The organism is Pseudomonas sp. D1-1 (genome assembly GCF_051132225.1).
Classification (GTDB): domain Bacteria; phylum Pseudomonadota; class Gammaproteobacteria; order Pseudomonadales; family Pseudomonadaceae; genus Aquipseudomonas.
On the sequence record NZ_CP071676.1, the window covers coordinates 5615387 to 5633041 of the forward strand.

The 17655-nt window shown below is 61.0% G+C and carries 16 protein-coding genes; 7 read left to right on the plus strand and 9 right to left on the minus strand.

The window, feature by feature from the left end; genetic code table 11:
• The first annotated feature begins 85 nt into the window (after nucleotides 1-85).
• The 3 genes from J3P86_RS25390 (at nucleotide 86) to hepT (ending at nucleotide 2219) form a co-directional block, all read left to right on the plus strand.
• A protein-coding gene (locus J3P86_RS25390) for an IS3 family transposase (RefSeq protein ID WP_434699093.1) occupies nucleotides 86-1308 on the plus strand; the annotation gives its coding sequence in 2 pieces (ribosomal slippage) (nucleotides 86-437 and nucleotides 437-1308; 1224 coding nt in all).
• Between the two features lie 97 nt (nucleotides 1309-1405).
• Nucleotides 1406-1801 carry a type VII toxin-antitoxin system MntA family adenylyltransferase antitoxin gene (mntA, locus tag J3P86_RS25395; RefSeq protein WP_434699094.1) on the plus strand — a complete coding sequence of 132 codons (396 nt, stop codon included), beginning with the start codon at nucleotides 1406-1408 and terminating at the stop codon, nucleotides 1799-1801.
• A complete protein-coding gene (gene hepT / locus J3P86_RS25400; protein ID WP_434627234.1) occupies nucleotides 1791-2219 on the plus strand; it encodes a type VII toxin-antitoxin system HepT family RNase toxin in 429 nt (142 codons plus the stop codon). Before mntA ends, hepT begins: the two co-directional genes overlap by 11 nt.
• A gap of 84 nt (nucleotides 2220-2303) precedes the next feature.
• Here hepT and J3P86_RS25405 read toward each other — a convergent pair whose 3' ends face one another.
• The 3 genes from J3P86_RS25405 to argE all read right to left on the minus strand — a co-directional run bounded on the left by J3P86_RS25405 (nucleotide 2304) and on the right by argE (nucleotide 6639).
• Nucleotides 2304-3632 (minus strand): OprD family outer membrane porin, encoded by a 1329-nt coding sequence (locus tag J3P86_RS25405; RefSeq protein WP_434699095.1) that lies wholly within the window; start codon nucleotides 3630-3632, stop codon nucleotides 2304-2306.
• A 418-nt stretch (nucleotides 3633-4050) separates the two neighbouring features.
• Complete coding sequence (gene argA / locus J3P86_RS25410; protein ID WP_434571047.1) at nucleotides 4051-5349, minus strand: amino-acid N-acetyltransferase; 1299 nt, start codon at nucleotides 5347-5349, stop codon at nucleotides 4051-4053.
• Between the two features lie 132 nt (nucleotides 5350-5481).
• On the minus strand, nucleotides 5482-6639 hold the full coding sequence (gene argE, locus J3P86_RS25415; protein ID WP_434627231.1) for an acetylornithine deacetylase: 1158 nt from the start codon (nucleotides 6637-6639) through the stop codon (nucleotides 5482-5484).
• A gap of 159 nt (nucleotides 6640-6798) precedes the next feature.
• Here argE and J3P86_RS25420 point away from each other — a divergent pair, with 159 nt between their 5' ends.
• Nucleotides 6799-8166 carry an inorganic triphosphatase gene (locus J3P86_RS25420; RefSeq protein ID WP_434699096.1) on the plus strand — a complete coding sequence of 456 codons (1368 nt, stop codon included), beginning with the start codon at nucleotides 6799-6801 and terminating at the stop codon, nucleotides 8164-8166.
• A 105-nt stretch (nucleotides 8167-8271) separates the two neighbouring features.
• Here J3P86_RS25420 and J3P86_RS25425 read toward each other — a convergent pair whose 3' ends face one another.
• Nucleotides 8272-8742 (minus strand): Lrp/AsnC family transcriptional regulator, encoded by a 471-nt coding sequence (locus tag J3P86_RS25425; RefSeq protein WP_434627227.1) that lies wholly within the window; start codon nucleotides 8740-8742, stop codon nucleotides 8272-8274.
• A 126-nt stretch (nucleotides 8743-8868) separates the two neighbouring features.
• Between J3P86_RS25425 and J3P86_RS25430 the strand changes: the two genes are divergently transcribed.
• From J3P86_RS25430 to J3P86_RS25440, 3 genes are all read left to right on the plus strand, one after another.
• The gene (locus J3P86_RS25430) at nucleotides 8869-9207 is read left to right on the plus strand and encodes a hypothetical protein (protein ID WP_434699097.1); all 339 of its coding nucleotides are present in this window, start codon (nucleotides 8869-8871) and stop codon (nucleotides 9205-9207) included.
• Between the two features lie 151 nt (nucleotides 9208-9358).
• Nucleotides 9359-11143: a GspE/PulE family protein gene (locus J3P86_RS25435; protein ID WP_305498037.1), complete on the plus strand. Its 1785-nt coding sequence runs from the start codon at nucleotides 9359-9361 to the stop codon at nucleotides 11141-11143.
• A gap of 86 nt (nucleotides 11144-11229) precedes the next feature.
• A complete protein-coding gene (locus J3P86_RS25440; protein ID WP_186707601.1) occupies nucleotides 11230-11550 on the plus strand; it encodes a DUF2388 domain-containing protein in 321 nt (106 codons plus the stop codon).
• 170 nt (nucleotides 11551-11720) lie between these two features.
• On the opposite strand, the gene gcvH is transcribed toward J3P86_RS25440, so the two are convergent.
• The 5 genes from gcvH to J3P86_RS25465 all read right to left on the minus strand — a co-directional run bounded on the left by gcvH (nucleotide 11721) and on the right by J3P86_RS25465 (nucleotide 17648).
• Nucleotides 11721-12104, minus strand: a complete 384-nt coding sequence (gene gcvH, locus J3P86_RS25445; protein ID WP_434602192.1) for a glycine cleavage system protein GcvH — start codon at nucleotides 12102-12104, stop codon at nucleotides 11721-11723.
• Between the two features lie 52 nt (nucleotides 12105-12156).
• Complete coding sequence (gene gcvT / locus J3P86_RS25450) at nucleotides 12157-13239, minus strand: glycine cleavage system aminomethyltransferase GcvT (RefSeq protein ID WP_305498035.1); 1083 nt, start codon at nucleotides 13237-13239, stop codon at nucleotides 12157-12159.
• A gap of 161 nt (nucleotides 13240-13400) precedes the next feature.
• Nucleotides 13401-15023, minus strand: coding sequence for an ABC transporter permease (locus J3P86_RS25455; RefSeq protein ID WP_434699098.1), 1623 nt, complete (start codon nucleotides 15021-15023; stop codon nucleotides 13401-13403).
• A 186-nt stretch (nucleotides 15024-15209) separates the two neighbouring features.
• Entirely contained in the window at nucleotides 15210-16214 is a 1005-nt protein-coding gene (locus J3P86_RS25460; protein ID WP_434627220.1) for an extracellular solute-binding protein, read from the minus strand.
• Nucleotides 16215-16430: 216 nt separating this feature from the next.
• Nucleotides 16431-17648: a 2-octaprenyl-3-methyl-6-methoxy-1,4-benzoquinol hydroxylase gene (locus tag J3P86_RS25465; protein WP_434700684.1), complete on the minus strand. Its 1218-nt coding sequence runs from the start codon at nucleotides 17646-17648 to the stop codon at nucleotides 16431-16433.
• Nucleotides 17649-17655: the final 7 nt, after the last annotated feature.

The following is a 17655-nucleotide window of genomic DNA, read 5'->3' on the forward strand; positions in this document are numbered from 1 at the left end:
CGTGCTGCCGGGCGGGGCTTTTTTTTGCTCTGTGTCTCGTCCTGAATAAGGTTTACACCTTCTGACCTATCCTCAGGAGGAACCAATGGAATCAGGAAAAAGGCGCAGTCAGTGTGACTACACACTGGGCTTTAAATTGGCGGTCGTCGATCAAGTTGAAAAGGGCGAACTGAGTTATAAAGAGGCTCAACGGCGTTATGGGATTCAGGGTCGGTCGACTGTGTTGGTGTGGTTACGCAAGCATGGACGGCAGGACTGGAGTCAAGGCGCCTCCATTCGTGCCCAGAGGAACCGACCGATGGCCGAGCCAAATTTGCCGCTGACACCAGAGCAGCGAATCAAGGAGCTGGAAGAAAAGCTGGCCCTTGCCAACCAGAAAGCCCAATTTTTTGAAGCTGTCGTTGACGTGCTGAAAAACGATTACGGTGTTTCTGTCGTAAAAAAGCGATCCGGCAAGTCCTCACCCAAGGGCAAATCGAAGGCCTGAGCATTACCAGGGCTTGCCAGTTTCTAGGCATCTCTCGGCAGGCCTACTACAAGCGCAATCGAGCTTACGACGCACAAGCCAGACATACGCAAAGAGTGCTGGGATTTGTGTTGGAGACTCGTCTTGAAATGCCCCGGTTGGGCACTCGTAAGCTGCATGGCCTTATGCAAGCCGAACCTGAACTGACGCGAACGGTAGGTCGAGATCGGTTGTTCGATATCTTGCGAGACCATCGACAACTGGTCCTACGCAAACGCGCTTATCACAAGACTACCGATAGTCATCATCGCTTCCGTCGACATCCGAATCGGCTCAAACCCGGCCCTGACCAAGTCACTGCCACGGGTCCTGAACAGGTATGGGTAGCGGATATAACCTACTTGCCTACCGAACAAAGCGTCGCTTATGTGAGCCTGGTCACTGATGCGTTTTCGCGCAAAATAGTCGGCCATCATGTGCATGAAAGCCTGCATACCGAGTCAGTCATCCAGGCAATGACCAAAGCCCTTCGGCATCGAAGAAGCAATCAGCCGCTGGTACATCACTCTGATCGGGGCTCGCAATACTGCTCTGATCTCTACCAGAGGCTGCATGCCAAGCACGGCATCAAATGCTCGATGACTGATGGCTATGACTGCTACCAGAACGCCCTAGCGGAACGGGTGAATGGGATTCTGAAAACGGAGTTTCTTTTACACCGTCCCAAAGACCTTGCCCAAGCCAAGCGCATGGTCGAGGAGTCGATAGAAATTTATAACCGTAAGCGACCTCATTTGTCTCTGAAATACAAAACGCCCGATGCGGTGCATCGGGCGCTTTGAGATGAAACAGGTGTAAACCTATTTCAGGACTAGACACTGCATTTGCACTCCGCAAATTATTGCGGCGATTTCAGAATGAGCGGCTAGGATAGGCAGCATGAACACTCAAGCCTTGTTGTCTTATCTGCATCACCATCTCCCTGGGCTGCTGGCGGTTTACCTGTTCGGTAGTCATGCACAGGGCACCGCGGGACCTGATAGCGACGTCGATCTGGCGGTGCTCGTGTCCGGCGAGGTCGACCCTGTTTCGCTGTGGCAGCTCTCAGGAGATTTGGCCGATATCGCTGGCAGTCCCGTCGATCTGATCGATCTACGCGCGGCAACGACCGTCATGCAATACCAGATCGTGACCCGAGGTCAGCGGCTCTGGGCCAGAGACGTACAGGCGGGTTTGTATGAATGTTTCATTCTCAGCGAAAAAACCGCTCTGGATGAGGCTCGGGCAGGTTTGCTCAAGGATATTCAGGAAGAAGGCAGCGTGTATGGCCGATGATGTTTTGATCAACAAGGCAGCAAGTATCGAGCGTTGCGTCGCCAGGGTGCGGGAAGAATACGAGAAAGATCCCGCTACGTTTGCCACCGATTTCACTCGCCAGGACTCGGCAGTCCTGAACATTCAACGGGCGTGTGAAGCGGCACTGGACATGGGACAGCACTTGATTCGACGTGAGCGGCTGGGTGTTCCGCAAAGTGCTCGCGATACATTCGAGCTGCTTTTGCAAGGTGGCTGGCTGGAGGAAGGCCTGGTGAAAAACCTGAAGAATATGGTGGGCTTCAGGAACATCGCCGTGCATGACTATCAAGCTCTGCAACTGCCGATCATGATCGCAATCATTACCGGGCACTTGGACGATTTCCTCGGGTTCAGCGCGTACATCTTGCGCAAGGACGCGGCGCAGTCCAAGGGATAAAGACTCTATCCGGCTCGCTGAGCCAAAAACGCAAAAGCCCCGCCCGGCGTGCTGCCGGGCGGGGCTTTTTTACTTCGCTACGTCTTACATGAAGTTGTAAGTGTAGTTGAAGATCAGGCGGGTCTGATCCTGGTCGGCGATACCGGTGCTGCTGCCACGGTAGGAGCCATGACGCAGGGTAGTGCCGAAGCCCTTGAGCGGGCCTTGCTGGACGACGTAGTCCAGGCGCATGTCGCGTTCCCACTCGGAAGTTTCGCTTCCGCCGGTAGCAGACTTGATGTCGTCACCGTGCAGGTAGGCAATCGCTGCCTTCAAGCCAGGAACGCCCAGGCCGGTGAAGTCGTACGAGTATTGACCGAAGGTGGTGTTCTCACCCGCACGAACGAACTGATGGATCATGCTGTCGGTGAACAGGTAGAAGCTCGAGCCACCGGCGCCTTCGTTGCGGCCGCTGTCATTGAGCAGGTTGCCCTGGTTCATGTAGACGAAGCCACCATCGTCGCCAACTTGCTGGTGACCCAACAGGAACGCGCTGCCACCCAGGGTGTAGGTGAACATGGCGCTCCAGGTCTTGTTATCGACCTCGCCCGGGTTCTTGGCATAACCGCCGTTGTTGTTGAAGCGATAGCCTGGGTCGCCGTTACGGCCATCCGAGCTGCTGTCGAAGTAACGCAGGTCAGTCTTGAACGACTGGCCTTCGGTGATCGGGAAAACGTGTACCGCACCCAGGAAGTGCTGCTTGTAGTAATCCTGCAGGTTGGCGTAGTAGTACTGCAGGGTCAGGTCCTTGGTGACCTTCCAGTCAGCACCGGCGTAACGGAACTGGTTGCTGTCTTCGGTACCACCTGCCACTGCCAAGCCAGTACTGTTGGTACCGGCACGGCCTACGGCGCGCTCCAGTTGACCGGCGTTGAACGTCACGTTGTCCAGGTCCTTGGAGGTGATAGTGCCACCTTCGAAGGTTTGCGGCAGCAGACGGCCATCGTTGGCGACCAGGATCGGCAGGTTAGGCTGCAGAGCACCACCCAGGTGGGCCTCGGTCTTGGAGAAAAGCGCCTTCACGTTGGCCGACCCACGGCTCCAGCTGTGCTCCGCGGACCCGTCGGAGTCACTTGGCGAGAAGGAGTTATTGGCGTCTGGACGCTGACCTTTACCACCATCAAGGTGAAGACCAACCATCGCCTGGGCGTCGATACCAAAACCAACGACACCTTGAGTGAAGCCGGACTTGTAGTCGAACTTCAGGCCGGTCGCCGCTTCACGCTGGTCTTCAGCGCCTTCACGGTTGTCGTTGTCAAAGTACATGGTGCGAGAACTGACGGACGCCTTGCTGTCCTCGATGAAACCGGCGGCGCCTGCCTGCTGCGCCATTACCCCAACGGCCACAGCCAGGGCCAAGGTGGACTTCTTCATGTATCGCTCCTCTCGTTTTCTAATTCTTGTGTGTCTTTGGTTCCGGTTCGAACGCCCGGAATCCGCGGATGCGCGATTAGCGCCAGACCGTGACTGGCAAGTCAACCGTAACCCTTTCGGACTACGACCATGGTCTAACCCCGCGACACCGGCCGGAAGAATAAAGGTTTCTTTATAAATCCAAAAAGAATTGTTTCACCAGTTTTCAGCTCGTTTCGACATATGCTTGCCATCAAAGCGTCATCAAGCCCTGACTCGGCTTATCGGCGACGCCGCGGATTCCTGAATGGTGTTTCGTCGGGGCTCGCGCGCGACATGCCAATGCGTGCGCATGCCGCGATCTTGAGGCTTTCCAGACTAGTCGCTGATTGTCTGAAATCAAGAAAGTCGCGGCAGCGTGATTGGACAGGCGGGTCGTTTACAGCGATTTTTCGAAGATTTTCGAATTACGCTGATAGTTGTACAACGAAGCCCGCGCCGCCGGCAGGCGATCGACACTGCTGGGCTCGAAGCCGCGCTCGCGGAACCAGTGGGCGGTCCGGGTCGTCAGCACGAACAGAGTCTTGAGGCCCTGGGCGCGGGCCCGGGTTTCGATCCGCTCCAGCAGCTCATCGCCCCGGCCACCGTGGCGGTACTCCGGGTTCACCGCCAGGCAGGCGAGTTCCCCGGCATCCGAATCGGCGATCTGGTACAGCGCCGCGCACGCGATGATCATGCCTTCGCGCTCGACCACGCTGAACTGCTCGATCTCGCGCTCCAGCACCTCGCGGGAACGCCGTACCAGAATGCCCTGTTCCTCCAAAGGACTGATCAGGTCCAGCAAGCCGCCGACATCCTCGATGGCGGCTTCGCGCACCACCTCGAATTGTTCCTGGGCCACGAGCGTGCCGCTGCCATCGCGGGTGAACAGTTCGGCCAGCAGCGCACCGTCCTCGGCATAGCTGACGATGTGGCTACGCGCCACGCCGCCCCGGCAGGCCTGCGCCGCCGCATCGAGCAGCTCGGCCTGATAATCGCTGCCCAGACGTTGCATATGAGCCGGGACCTGTTGCGGACGCAGCTCGCGAACCAGCCGCCCATCCTCGCCGATCAGGCCCTGCTCGGCGCCGAACAACAGGAGTTTGTCGGCGGCCAGATCGATGGCCGCCCGGGTCGCAACGTCTTCACACGCCAGGTTGAAAATTTCCCCGGTCGGTGAATAGCCCAACGGCGACAGCAGGACGATCGAGCGCTCATCCAACAGGCGGTTGATGCCCTTGCGGTCGACCCGACGCACTTCCCCGGTGTGGTGATAGTCCACGCCTTCGAGAACGCCGATCGGCCGCGCGGTGACCAGGTTGCCGCTGGCCACGCGCAACCGCGAGCCTTGCATCGGCGAGGAGGCCATGTCCATCGACAGGCGCGCCTCGATGGCAATGCGCAACTGACCGACCGCGTCGATTACGCACTCCAGGGTCGCGGCATCGGTGATGCGCATGCCATGGTGATAGTGCGGCGTCAGGCCGCGGGCAGCGAGGCGGGTCTCGATTTGCGGACGCGAACCATGCACCAGCACCAGCCGCACGCCGAGGCTGTGCAGCAACACCAGGTCATGGACGATGTTGCCGAAGTTGGGGTGCTCCACCCCGTCGCCAGGCAGCATGACGATGAAGGTGCAATCGCGGTGGGCGTTGATATAGGGCGAAGCGTGACGAAGCCAATTGACGTATTCGGGCATGAACCTGGGCCTGTAATAAATAACAGCCTAAAAAAGACGAAGCGGAACGCACAGCGGGCTGGTGGTTATCGTCGGAACAGGCTTGGCGACACGCGCGCTCTCCTCATGAATACGGGTCCGCAAGCGGACAATTTAACCGGCGCTGGCCGGTGTCAGGCAGTAATGGCCGATCAACTGTCGCAACAGCTGCACGGTAGGCTGCAAACGTGACATTTCAAGGTATTCGCCAGGCTGGTGGGCGCAGGCGATATCGCCAGGCCCCAATACCACGGTTTCGCAACCGAGGCGCTGAAGATAAGGCGCTTCGGTGCCGAACGCCACTGCTTCGGCACGATGCCCGGTGAGCCGTTCGGCCACCCGCACCAGCTCGGCGTCCTCGGCCTGCTCGAACGGGGGCGCTTCGGGGAATAGCGGTGCGTAGTCGATCTTCACCTGATGGCGTTCGGCGATGGGGTCGAGCTTCTGCCGGATCGCCGCCCGCAGCACCTCTGGATCCATGCCTGGCAGTGGGCGCAGGTCGAACTCCATGGAGCATTGGCCGCAGATCCGGTTGGGATTGTCGCCGCCATGAATACAACCGAAATTCAGGGTCGGCTGCGGCACGGTGAACTGTGGATTGCGGAACTCACGCTGCCATTGCAGGCGCAGGCCACGCAGCTCGCCCATGGCGTCGTGCATCGCTTCGAGCGCGCTGCGGCCCAGGCTCGGGTCGGAGGAATGGCCGCTGCGCCCGAGGATGTCGATACGCTCCATCATCACGCCCTTGTGCATGCGGATCGGCTTCAGCCCCGTCGGTTCGCCTATCACCGCCGCGCGTCCGAGCGGCCGCCCGGCCTCGGCCAGGGCACGGGCGCCCGCCATGGAGCTTTCTTCATCGCAGGTGGCGAGGATCAGCAACGGCTGCTTGAACGGCTGGTCCAGCAACGGCCGCACCGCTTCGATGGCCAGGGCGAAAAAACCTTTCATGTCACAACTGCCCAGGCCCACCCAGCGCCCGCCGACCTCGGTGAGCTTGAGCGGGTCGGTCTGCCACAACGCGCCATCGAACGGCACCGTGTCGCTGTGCCCGGCCAGCACCAGCCCGCCGGGCCCCGTGCCGAAGCTGGCGAGGAGGTTGAACTTGCCGGGGCTGACCTGCTGGATATCACAGGAGAATCCCAGTTCCGACAGCCAGCCTGCCAGCAGCTCGATCACGGCGCTGTTGGACTGGTCCAGCTTGGGCTGGGTACAACTGACCGAAGGCGCGGCGATCAGGGCAGCGAACTGATCTTTCATGGACGGCAAAGGCATCGCTGGCTCCCGGGGCTTACAAAATGGGGTCCATCATAGAACCATCGAGAGCAAGGATGGAACCGTTCGGCGCGGAGGACCGACGAGTCCTGTACACTGCACGACCCTGGCAGCCACATCTTCCCCCGGCTGCGCACCCGATTCCTGGATTTTCCGGCCATGCAGAAAGAAACCGAAATCAAACTCCGCGTCAGCCGCGAGACCCTGGCAGCCTTGCGCGAGCATCCGCTGTTGAAAAAACGCAACAAGAGTGGCTGGGAACGCCACGAATTGATGAACCAGTACTTCGACACGCCGGAACGTGACCTCGCCCGGGCCAAGGTTGCCCTGCGCCTGCGCCGCGACGGCGAAGAAGTCATCCAGACCCTCAAGACCCGTGGCCAGAGCGTTGCCGGCCTGTCCGAGCGCAACGAATACGACTGGCACCTGCCCAAAGCCAAGCTCGACCTGAAGAAGCTCGACGGCGAATGCTGGCCCGAGGCACTGGCGGACCTGGACAAAAAAACCCTCAAGGCGATTTTCTCCACCGATTTCGTTCGCGAGCGCGCCGAAATTGCCTGGGGCCGCGGCAAAGCCAAGGTGGTCATCGAGGCCGCCCTGGACCTGGGCCACGTGGTGGTCGGCAAGCAGAAGGAAGAAATCTGCGAGCTGGAACTGGAACTGCGCGAAGGCGAACCCGCCGCCCTTCTGGAACTGGCCGCCGAACTGGCCGCGACCCTGCCCTTGATGCCTTGCGACATCAGCAAGGCTGAACGTGGCTATCGCCTGCATGATGCGAGCAGTTACGCCCTGAGCCTGCCGGCTCCGCAACTGACGGCCGAAACGCCGCTGGACGATGCTTTTGGCGCATTGAGCTGGCATTTGCTGGGCAGCAGCCAACGCCTGGCTGAACAATATCGTTTCAACGGCCACTGGCGCCTGTTGCAGGATTGGGTGGAAAACCTCGCCGAACTGCGCGCGTTGCTCAGCAGCCTCGGCCAGGCAGCGCCGCGCCAATCGACCCATGATCTGCGCGTCGCCCTGGATGCGCTGCTGGAGGACTGGCGTCCGCTGGTCCAGGCCGGCCTCGACGACGAAGACGTGCGCAAGGCGGCGCCGGAGCAATTCCTCGAAGAGCTGCAGGACCCGCGCTGGGGCCTCTTCTCTCTTGAAGCTTCGCGTTGGTTGCTCGCCCGCAGCTGGACCGCCGACCGCAACACCCGCGGCAATCGCCAAGGCGCGGCGCAACTGGGCAGCTGGCTGCCGCGCCTGCTCAGCGAAGAAGCTTCGTCGCTGCAACTGCAACGCTACCAGCAACAACCGGAAGACCTGGCCGAGCAACTGCCGCGCATCGAACGTATCCAGGCCTGGCTGCATCATGCCCGCCAGGTGCTGGAAATTCCTGAGATGGACCGGCTCTACGGCGAATTGAACAAGCTGGCGCAATTGGCCAACGAACCGATCACCGACGAGCTCTTGGATGCGCGCAAGCAGCAGGCGATTGCGGTTTACCAGAATCGGGCCTGGAAGACTTTGCTGCGCCTGTGATACCACCTTCGCGAGCAGGCTCGCTCCCACACTGGATCATGTCGAGATCCCAATGTGGGAGCGAGCCTGCTCGCGAAGGGGTCGGCACATACACCTCGGATCCAACTAGCGCACCACCGGCAAACTCGTCGTCGACTTGATCTCCGACAACGCCACGATCGAGTTCACCTCCTGAATCCCCGGCACCATCGACAGCTTTTCGAAAAAGAATCGCTCATACGCCTCGATGTCCGCCGTGACGATGCGCAGCAGAAAATCCACCGACCCCATCAGCACGTAACATTCCAGCACTTCGGGAAATCCGCGGATCGCCTCGGTGAACTCGGTGAAATTCGAGCGACCGTGGGCGTTTAGCTTGATTTCGGCGAAGATCTGCGTGTTCAGGCCGATTTTCTTGCGGTCCAGCAGCGTCACCTGTCCCCGAATGATTCCCTCTTCCTTCATCCGCTGAATCCGACGCCAACAGGGCGACTGGGACAAGCCAACCTGCTCGGCGATCTGCGCGCTGGACAGCGAAGCATCCTCTTGCAGCAACGCCAGTATTCTGCGGTCGTAGCTATCCAGCTCACTTTGCATAAATAAACCCGTAGTTTTCCGATAAGCGAATCAGTTTATTCACCATAGGCCCTAAATAGCTCATCTTAGGTAAGAAATACCCTTCTATGCATGTAAATATTTCTCCCGACCTCCAGGAGACCGAACATGCATTCACTCGCAACCGTATCCACCGCCCCGACCCGCGCCGACGCCTGGCACGCCGCCAACGCCCATTGCCGCGTGCATTATCAGATGCAGGCCGAAGCCGAACCGGACGTGCTGTGTCGAGCGTTGAATCTGTTCGCCTTGCAGGGCCTGACGCCACAGCAGGTCCACGTCGAGCGTCAAGACGATCTGCTGATGCTGGACATTGTCCTGGATGGGCTGAGCTGGCACCGTGCCCAGGTCATTGCTGAAAAATTACGTAACCTGATCAGCATGTGCTCGGTGGACCTGCAGGACGCCGATATCACGCGGGCCGGACGGGTCCTGGCGGCCGGTTGAGGGGTGCGCAGGCAAGAATTGGAAACGCATTGGTCGGGTAGTGGCCCAACGGTCCATAAGGTCGGGACTATTCTTTTGCACAACAAGCCGGGACGCCGAAGCGTCTGCATCGCGGCTTTGCTGCAACTGTCCAATAGGAACCCGAACGCCCATGTCCACCAAACACGCCACTCAGGACCGCTGGCTGGACCTTAACGATCTGCTCCGCCAACTGGTCGCCCAGGGCCTCATCAGCCAGGATTCAGCCGAAACCGCGCTCAACGCCCGGCGCCGGCATAACGCCAACAGCCAGTTGCACCCGCTGGAGTTCATCGCCAACCAACACCTGGACGACCTCAGCCGACCCGGCAAGCGCCTGGACCTTGAGAACCTGACGCTGTGGCTGGCCCAGCAGGCCGACCAGCCCTACATGCGCATCGACCCGTTGAAGATCAACGTGGCGGCCGTTACGCCGCTGATGTCCTATGCCTTTGCGCAACGTCACAAGATTCTCGCAGTGGCGGTTGACCGTGACGCCGTCACCGTCGCCAGTGCCCAGCCTTACGTCAGCAGTTGGGAAGCCGACCTGACCCACGTGCTCAAGCTGCCGGTCAGGCGGGTGGTTGCCAACCCGGTGGATATCCAGCGCCTGAGCGTGGAATTCTATCGCCTGGCCAAATCCGTCAGCGGCGCTACCACCGTCGATCAGCAACCGAGCAACCTGACCAACTTCGAACAACTGCTCAACCTCGGCGCCAGCGACCAGGAGCCGGACGCCAACGACGCCCATATCGTCAACATCGTCGATTGGCTGTTCCAGTACGCCTTCCAGCAGCGGGCCAGCGATATCCACATCGAACCGCGCCGGGAGCAGGGCACCGTACGCTTTCGCATCGACGGGGTGCTGCACACCGTCTATCAGTTCCCGCCGCAGGTGACGATGGCGATCATCAGTCGCCTGAAAAGCCTGGGGCGCATGAACGTCGCGGAAAAGCGCAAGCCCCAGGATGGTCGCGTCAAGACCAAGACTCCCGACGGCAACGAAGTGGAGTTGCGCTTGTCGACCTTGCCGACCGCGTTCGGCGAAAAAATGGTGATGCGGATCTTCGATCCGGAAGTATTGCTCAAGGATTTCGACCAGCTGGGCTTCTCCGCCGACGACCTGCGTCGCTGGCAGGACATGACCCGCCAGCCCAACGGCATCATTCTGGTCACGGGCCCCACCGGGTCCGGCAAGACCACGACGCTCTACACGACGTTGAAAAAACTGGCGACGCCGGAAGTGAACCTCTGCACCATCGAGGATCCGATCGAGATGGTCGAGGCCTCGTTCAACCAGATGCAGGTCCAGCACAACATCGAGCTGTCTTTCGCGGCGGGCGTACGTGCGTTGATGCGGCAGGACCCGGACATCATCATGATCGGCGAGATCCGTGACCTGGAAACCGCCGAAATGGCAATCCAGGCAGCACTCACCGGACACCTCGTCCTCTCGACCCTGCACACCAACGACGCGCCGAGCGCCATCAGCCGCCTGCTGGAGCTCGGCGTGCCGCATTACCTGATCAAGGCCACAGTGCTCGGAGTCATGGCCCAGCGCCTGGTGCGTACGTTGTGTCCACATTGCAAGGCGCCCATCACCCTGGATGAAGACGACTGGCAAACCCTGACGAGGCCCTGGCAGGCCCCGCTGCCGACCAACGCCCAGCAGGCTGTCGGCTGCTCGGAATGCCGCGATACCGGCTATCGGGGGCGGGCCGGGGTGTACGAGATCATGCAGTTAAGCGACAGCGTCAAAGGCCTGATCCACCCAGACACGGACCTGCTCGCCGTGCGCCGCCAGGCCTTCAAGGAAGGCATGCGCAGCCTGCGGCTCTCGGGCGCGCAAAAGGTAGCGGCGGGCCTGACCACGGTCGAAGAAGTGCTGCGGGTGACGCCACAGAGTGAACAGAAGTAGCGTGTGGCGAGGGCTGACTGACGGGTCATGGAACTGAATCGAGGCTGCGGCAATCCAAAGTCATAGTTAACCCTGTGGAGTCACCTATCATGCGTCTCAAACTTGCTGTCGCGACCCTGGCCTTGCTTTCTCTTCCTGTTGGCTCGGCAATGGCCGACACGTTTTGGCGTAACGTCATCTCATCCGGTGCGACCACCGGTTCTACCTACCTGACCTTCAAGGACAACAAGCTGATCGTCGCCGCCCAGGACGACGCCGGCAGCTTCGTCGCCAGTGACGGCGGCATCCGTGGCCCCTACCTGGAAGCCGCGATGCAGAAAGTCCGTGCCGACAACCCAGGCCTGCAAGCCACCGACATGGAACTGGCCAACGCGATCCTGGCGAAAAACGCCGTCGCCCAGGAGTGATTTCCGGCCGATAAAAAATGCCGCTCGATTGAGCGGCATTTTTTTGCCCGACGGACATCTCACAAACCAACGTAAGAGCGAGCCTGCTCGCGAAAGCGGTGTGTCAGCCAACCTCGATGTTGCTGATTTATCGCCTTCGCGAGCAGGCTCGCTCCCACAGGTATCAAGTGTTACTCGCCGATAGCAGCCTTATAGCCGGCAGCATCGAGCAACTTGTCCAACTCGGCCTTGTCGCTTGGCTTGAGCTTGAAGATCCAGGCGCCGTACGGATCGGAGTTCAGCAACTCCGGCGAGCCGCCCAACTCTTCATTGATCGCAATCACTTCGCCGGCAATGGGGGCGTAGATGTCGGAAGCGGCCTTGACCGACTCCACCACGCCAGCCTGATCACCAGCAGCAAAAACCTTACCGACCTCGGTCAGCTCGACAAACACCACATCGCCCAAAGCTTCCTGCGCATGGTCGCTGATGCCCACGGTGACGGTACCGTCGGCTTCCAGGCGCGCCCACTCGTGGCTTTCGGCAAAACGCAGTTCGGCGGGGATATCACTCATATTCTGTGTCCTCAAGAGAAAGTGTCAGCGGCCGGCGGCCCGCCGCAAAAGGTTAGATCAGGGTTTTGCCATGGCGGACGAAGGTCGGCTTGACCACCCGTACCGGGTACCACTTGCCACGAATTTCCACCTCGGCACGGTCGGCGGTAGCCATCGGAACACGCGCCAGGGCGATCGACTTGCTAAGCGTAGGAGAAAAACTACCACTGGTGATCTCTCCTTCGCCAACATTGGCGATGCGGACCACCTGATGAGCGCGTAGAACACCGCGCTCCTCAAGTACCAGCCCGACCAGTTTGTGCTGCACGCCAGCCGCCAGTTCGGCTTCCAGCGCCGAGCGGCCGATGAACTGGCGACTCGCAGGTTCCCAGGCGATGCTCCAGGCCATGTTGGAGGCCAGCGGCGAAACATCCTGGTGGATATCCTGGCCATAGAGATTCATGCCCGCCTCCAGGCGCAAGGTATCGCGAGCTCCAAGGCCGATGGGAGGAATGCCAGCGCCCACCAGATCGTTGAAAAAGCTCGGGGCTTCATGGGCCGGCAGGACGATTTCCAATCCATCTTCACCGGTGTAGCCGGTACGGGCAATGAACCAGTCACCGTCGGCACGACCTTCGAAGGGCTTGAGTTGCTGGATCAATTGGCCGCGTGATTGCGTGACCAGTTCGGCAATCTTGTGCCGGGCCTGCGGCCCCTGGATGGCCAGCATCGCCAGTTCGGGACGCTCGTGCAGTTGCACATCATATTCACCGAGCTGTGCCTGCATCCAGGCCAGGTCCTGGTCGCGGGTCGAGGCATTGAACACCAGCCGGTAACCGTACTCGACCCGGTAGATGATCATGTCATCGACGATGCCACCGCGCTCATTGAGCATCGTGCTGTACAGCGCACGGCCGGTGTCCTGGAGGCGATCGACGTCATTGGCCAGCAAGCGCTGCAGCCAGGCCTTGGCCTGGGGGCCGGCAACGTCGATCACGGTCATGTGGGACACATCGAACACACCGCAATCGCGGCGCACCTGGTGGTGTTCCTCGACCTGCGAGCCGTAGTGCAAAGGCATATCCCAACCGCCAAAATCGACCATCTTCGCGCCAAGGGCGAGATGCAGGTCATACAGAGGCGTACGCTGTCCCATGGGTTTCTCCTTCCGGGCGTGGCGAAGGTGCGGACGGGTACTGCACAGCACGAACGCCTGAAAAAAAGCGCCCTCAGCTACCCGGTCCGACGGACGGACCGCACCGAATGCCGCGCATTGTATCCGCATGCCATGGCACTGGCACCTGGAGCCGCTCTCAATTAATTCAGAACGCGTCGATGAGCCGAGCGCCGTATCAATCCGATGACCGGCAACAGCCCGACCAGCACCAGGGTCAGCGCCGGCAATGCAGCCCGTGCCCACTCCCCCTCGCTGGTCATCTCAAAGACCCGCACTGCCAGCGTGTCCCAGCCGAACGGGCGCATCAGCAGGGTGGCGGGCATTTCCTTGAGCACATCGACAAACACCAGCAACGCCGCGCTCAACGTGCCAGGGAGTAGCAACGGCAGATACACTTTGAAAAACAGTCGTGGCCCACTGACGCCAAGGCTTCGTGCGGCCTCGGGCAATGACGGACGAATCCGCGCCAGGCTGTTTTCCAGCGGACCGTAGGCCACGGCCAGGAAACGTATCAGGTAGGCCAGCAGCAACGCCGACAAACTGCCCAACAGTAACGGTTTGCCCGCCCCGCCGAGCAGGGTCGATAGCGGAATGACCAACTCACGGTCCAGATAGCTGAACGCAAGCATGATCGACACCGCCAGCACTGAACCCGGCAAGGCATAACCCAGGTTCGCCAGGCCGACACCGGCGCGGATCGGGCGGGTCGGCGCCAAGCGACGGGCGAACGCCAGCAGCAAAGCCACGCAGACGGTGACCAGGGCCGCCAGGCCGCCCAGATAGAGGGTATGGATGATCAACCCGGCATAACGCTCGTCCAGGTCGAACCGACCGCGCTGCCAGAACCACACCACCAGTTGCAGCACCGGAATGACGAACGCGCACGCGAAAACCAACAGGCACCAGCTGCTGGCCGCCGCCGCCTTGAAACCGCGCAAATGGTAAAGCGCCTTGACCCGGGGCCGTTCGTTGCTGGCCCGCTGTGCTCCTCGGGCACGGCGTTCACCGTAGAGCACCACCATCACCGCCAGCAGCAAGAGACTGGCCAGTTGGGCGGCGCTGGAAAGACTGAAGAAGCCGTACCAGGTTTTATAGATGGCGGTGGTAAAGGTGTCGAAGTTGAACACCGACACCGCGCCGAAATCCGCCAGGGTTTCCATCAGCGCCAGCGCCACGCCCGCGCCAATGGCCGGTCGGGCCATCGGCAGTGCCACCCGCCAGAACGCCTGCCAGGGCGAATGGCCGAGTACCCGGGCCGCTTCCATCAATCCCTTGCCTTGGGCCAGGAAGGCGCTACGCGCGAGCAGATAGACATACGGATAGAACACCAGCACCAACACCAGGATAACCCCACCGGTCGACCGCACCCGGGGCAGGCGCAAGCCGCTGCCGAGCCATTCGCGCATCAGGGTCTGCACCGGGCCGGCAAAATCCAGCAGGCCGACGAAAACAAACGCCAGCACATAGGCGGGAATCGCGAACGGCAACATCAACGCCCAATCGAGCCAGCGCCGACCGGGGAATTCGCAAAGGCTGGTAAGCCACGCCAGACTGACCCCGAACAACGTCACGCCGACGCCCACACCCAGGATCAGCGTCAGGGTATTACCCAGCAGGCGCGGCATCTGGGTCTCCCACAAGTGGGACCAGATCTGCGCGTCGATGCTCTGCCAGGACAGCAACAGCACGCTCAACGGCAACAGGACCAGCGCAGCGACGGCGAAGACCAGGGGATACCAGCGGCGTTGGGCGGGGTGGGTCAAGGAAAACTCTCGTAAGACAAACGGTCATGTGGCGAGGAGCTTGCTCCCGCTGGAAGGCGAAGCCCTCCCGGGATATCTGCCAGGACCTATATGCCGGGGCATGATCCAGGATTTTGGGGCTACTGCGTAGCCCAGCGGGAGCAAGCTCCCTCGCCACGGGTCGTCAATGAGCTGAAAGGGATCGTCTCAGTTCCAGCCGGCACGATCCATCAGGCGAATGGCTTCGGCCTGGCGTTTACCCGCGACTTCCACCGGCAGCGTATCGGCCTTGAACTGGCCCCAGGCGGCGACTTCCTTGGACGGCTGGACTTTCGGGTTGGCCGGGAATTCCTGGTTCACGTCGGCGAAGATGCTTTGCGCTTCAGGCGTGGTCATCCATTCCACCAGTTTTTTCGCGGCGTCCGGGTGCGGCGCGTGCTTGGTCAGGCCGATACCCGAGAGGTTGATGTGCACGCCACGGTCCGCCTTGTTTGGCCAGAACAGCTTGACCTTCAAGTCTGGCTTCTGCTGGTGCAGGCGGCCGTAGTAATAGGTGTTGACGATGCCGACGTCGCACTGGCCGGCATTGATCGCCTCAAGCAGCGCGGTGTCGTCGGAGAATACGTCGGTGGACAGGTTCCTGACCCAGCCTTTGAGGATCTCCTCGGTTTTTTCAGCACCATGGGTTTCGATCAGGGTCGCGGTCAGCGACTGGTTGTAGACCTTTTTCGAGGTCCGCAGGCACAAGCGGCCTTCCCATTCCTTGCCGGCCAGCGCTTCGTAAGTAGTCAGCTCACCCGGTTTGACCCGGTCAGTCGAGTAGGCAATGGTCCGCGCACGCAGGCTCAGGCCGGTCCAGGCGTGGGACGACGCACGATATTGAGGGGGAATGTTGGCATCGATTACCGGCGAGGTGAACGGCTGCAGAATGCCCATCTGCTCGGCTTGCCAGAGGTTGCCGGCGTCGACGGTCAGCAGCAGGTCGGCGGTAGCATTTTTGTCTTCGGCCTTGATCCGCTGCATCAGGGGCGCTTCCTTGTCGGTGATGAACTTCACCGCGACGCCGGTCTTCTTGGTGTAGGCATCGAAAACCGGTTTGATCAGCTCATCGATGCGCGACGAATAGACCACCACCTCATCGGCAGCCTGGGCGACGGAAGTGCCGATCAGGGTCAGTGCGAGGGCGGACAGCAGGCGTTTGGTGGCCGACATGGTAGCGGTCTCTCGATTGTGAACAGAGCGCAAATGATAAGGACTCACATTTAGCACCACAATCGAACAGTGGGTAGACACGTTTCCAAATGTTGCACAGATAGGATGGGGGGATGTTCCGGCCTCATCGCGAGCAGGCTCGCTCCCACATTTGATCCGGTGAAACCTGTGGGAGCGAGCCTGCTCGCGATGAGGCCATGAGCCCCAAAACAACTCTCAGACCTTGGCCAGATCCGGCAAGTCCCCGGTCAGCCCCAACGCCTCGCGTACGAACAGCGCCTTGGCTTCCGGCATGCGGTCTACCAGCTTCAGACCGGTATTACGCAACCAGCGCACCGGCAATGGATCGGCCTGGAACAGCCGCTCGAAGCCTTCCATCGCCGCCATCAGCGCCAGGTTATGGGGCATGCGCCGCCGCTCATAGCGGCTCAACACCTTGAGATCGGCCAACCGCTCGCCACGCCCTGAGGACTGCAACAGCACCTCGGCCAACACCGCGGCATCCAGGAAACCCAGGTTGACGCCCTGCCCGGCCAGGGGATGGATGGTGTGCGCCGCATCGCCGATCAGCGCCAGCCCTTCGGCCACGTAACGCTTGGCGTGGCGTTGGCGCAGCGGTACGCAGACGCGAGGATCGGCGCCGAGCACCGCGCCTAGCCGGCCCTCGAAAGCCCGCTCCAGTTCGGCGCAGAAAGCGCCGTCATCCAGTGTCATCAAGCGCTGCGCTTCGCCAGGCGTGGTCGACCAGACGATCGAGCACCAGTCCTGCCGGCCGTCGCGCGCCAGAGGCAGGAAGGCCAGCGGACCATTGTCGGTGAAGCGTTGCCATGCGGTCTGGCGATGAGGTCCGGCGCAGCGCACGCTGGTGACGATCGCGTGATGCAGGTAGTCCCACTCGCGAGTGGCGACCCCCGTCAGGCGGCGCACGGCGGAGTTCGCCCCGTCGGCGGCAATCACCAGTGGCGCGCGCAAGGTGCGCCCGTCAGCCAGGGTCAACAGCCAGTCGTCGCCGGAGCGGCGCATCTGCTCCAGGCGTGCATTGGCCAGCAGGCCCAGGTCGCAGTCATGCAACCGGTCCAGCAGGGCATCCTGAACGACGCGGTTCTCGACGATGTGGCCAAGCACTTCGGCATGCAGGCTGGCGGCGGAAAAATGAATCTGCCCCGTGCCGCTACCGTCCCAGACGTGCATGTCGGTGTAGGGACTGGTGCGTCGGGCGACGATACCGTCCCAGACGCCCAGACGATCGAGAATCCGCTGGCTGGCCGCCGACAGGGCGCTGACCCGGGGTTCGAACGCTGCCAGGGAATCAAAGGGCTTGACGCTCAGCGGGCTGCCGTCGAGCAACAATACCTGCAAGCCGCTGCCCTGCAACGCAAGCGCCAGGGCGCTGCCGACCATGCCGGCACCGACAATCAACAGATCTGCGCGCAATTCCATG

Excerpts from the sequence above, each read along its gene's own strand:
- hepT (WP_434627234.1), top strand. The coding sequence starts at position 1,791 with ATGGCCGATGATGTTTTGATCAACAAGGCAGCAAGTATCGAGCGTTGC.
- J3P86_RS25435 (WP_305498037.1), top strand. The coding sequence starts at position 9,359 with ATGTCCACCAAACACGCCACTCAGGACCGCTGGCTGGACCTTAACGAT.
- J3P86_RS25425 (WP_434627227.1), bottom strand. The coding sequence starts at position 8,742 with ATGCAAAGTGAGCTGGATAGCTACGACCGCAGAATACTGGCGTTGCTG.
- J3P86_RS25430 (WP_434699097.1), top strand. The coding sequence starts at position 8,869 with ATGCATTCACTCGCAACCGTATCCACCGCCCCGACCCGCGCCGACGCC.
- gcvT (WP_305498035.1), bottom strand. The coding sequence starts at position 13,239 with ATGGGACAGCGTACGCCTCTGTATGACCTGCATCTCGCCCTTGGCGCG.
- J3P86_RS25420 (WP_434699096.1), top strand. The coding sequence starts at position 6,799 with ATGCAGAAAGAAACCGAAATCAAACTCCGCGTCAGCCGCGAGACCCTG.
- argE (WP_434627231.1), bottom strand. The coding sequence starts at position 6,639 with ATGCCTTTGCCGTCCATGAAAGATCAGTTCGCTGCCCTGATCGCCGCG.
- J3P86_RS25460 (WP_434627220.1), bottom strand. The coding sequence starts at position 16,214 with ATGTCGGCCACCAAACGCCTGCTGTCCGCCCTCGCACTGACCCTGATC.
- J3P86_RS25405 (WP_434699095.1), bottom strand. The coding sequence starts at position 3,632 with ATGAAGAAGTCCACCTTGGCCCTGGCTGTGGCCGTTGGGGTAATGGCG.
- gcvH (WP_434602192.1), bottom strand. The coding sequence starts at position 12,104 with ATGAGTGATATCCCCGCCGAACTGCGTTTTGCCGAAAGCCACGAGTGG.
- mntA (WP_434699094.1), top strand. The coding sequence starts at position 1,406 with ATGAACACTCAAGCCTTGTTGTCTTATCTGCATCACCATCTCCCTGGG.
- argA (WP_434571047.1), bottom strand. The coding sequence starts at position 5,349 with ATGCCCGAATACGTCAATTGGCTTCGTCACGCTTCGCCCTATATCAAC.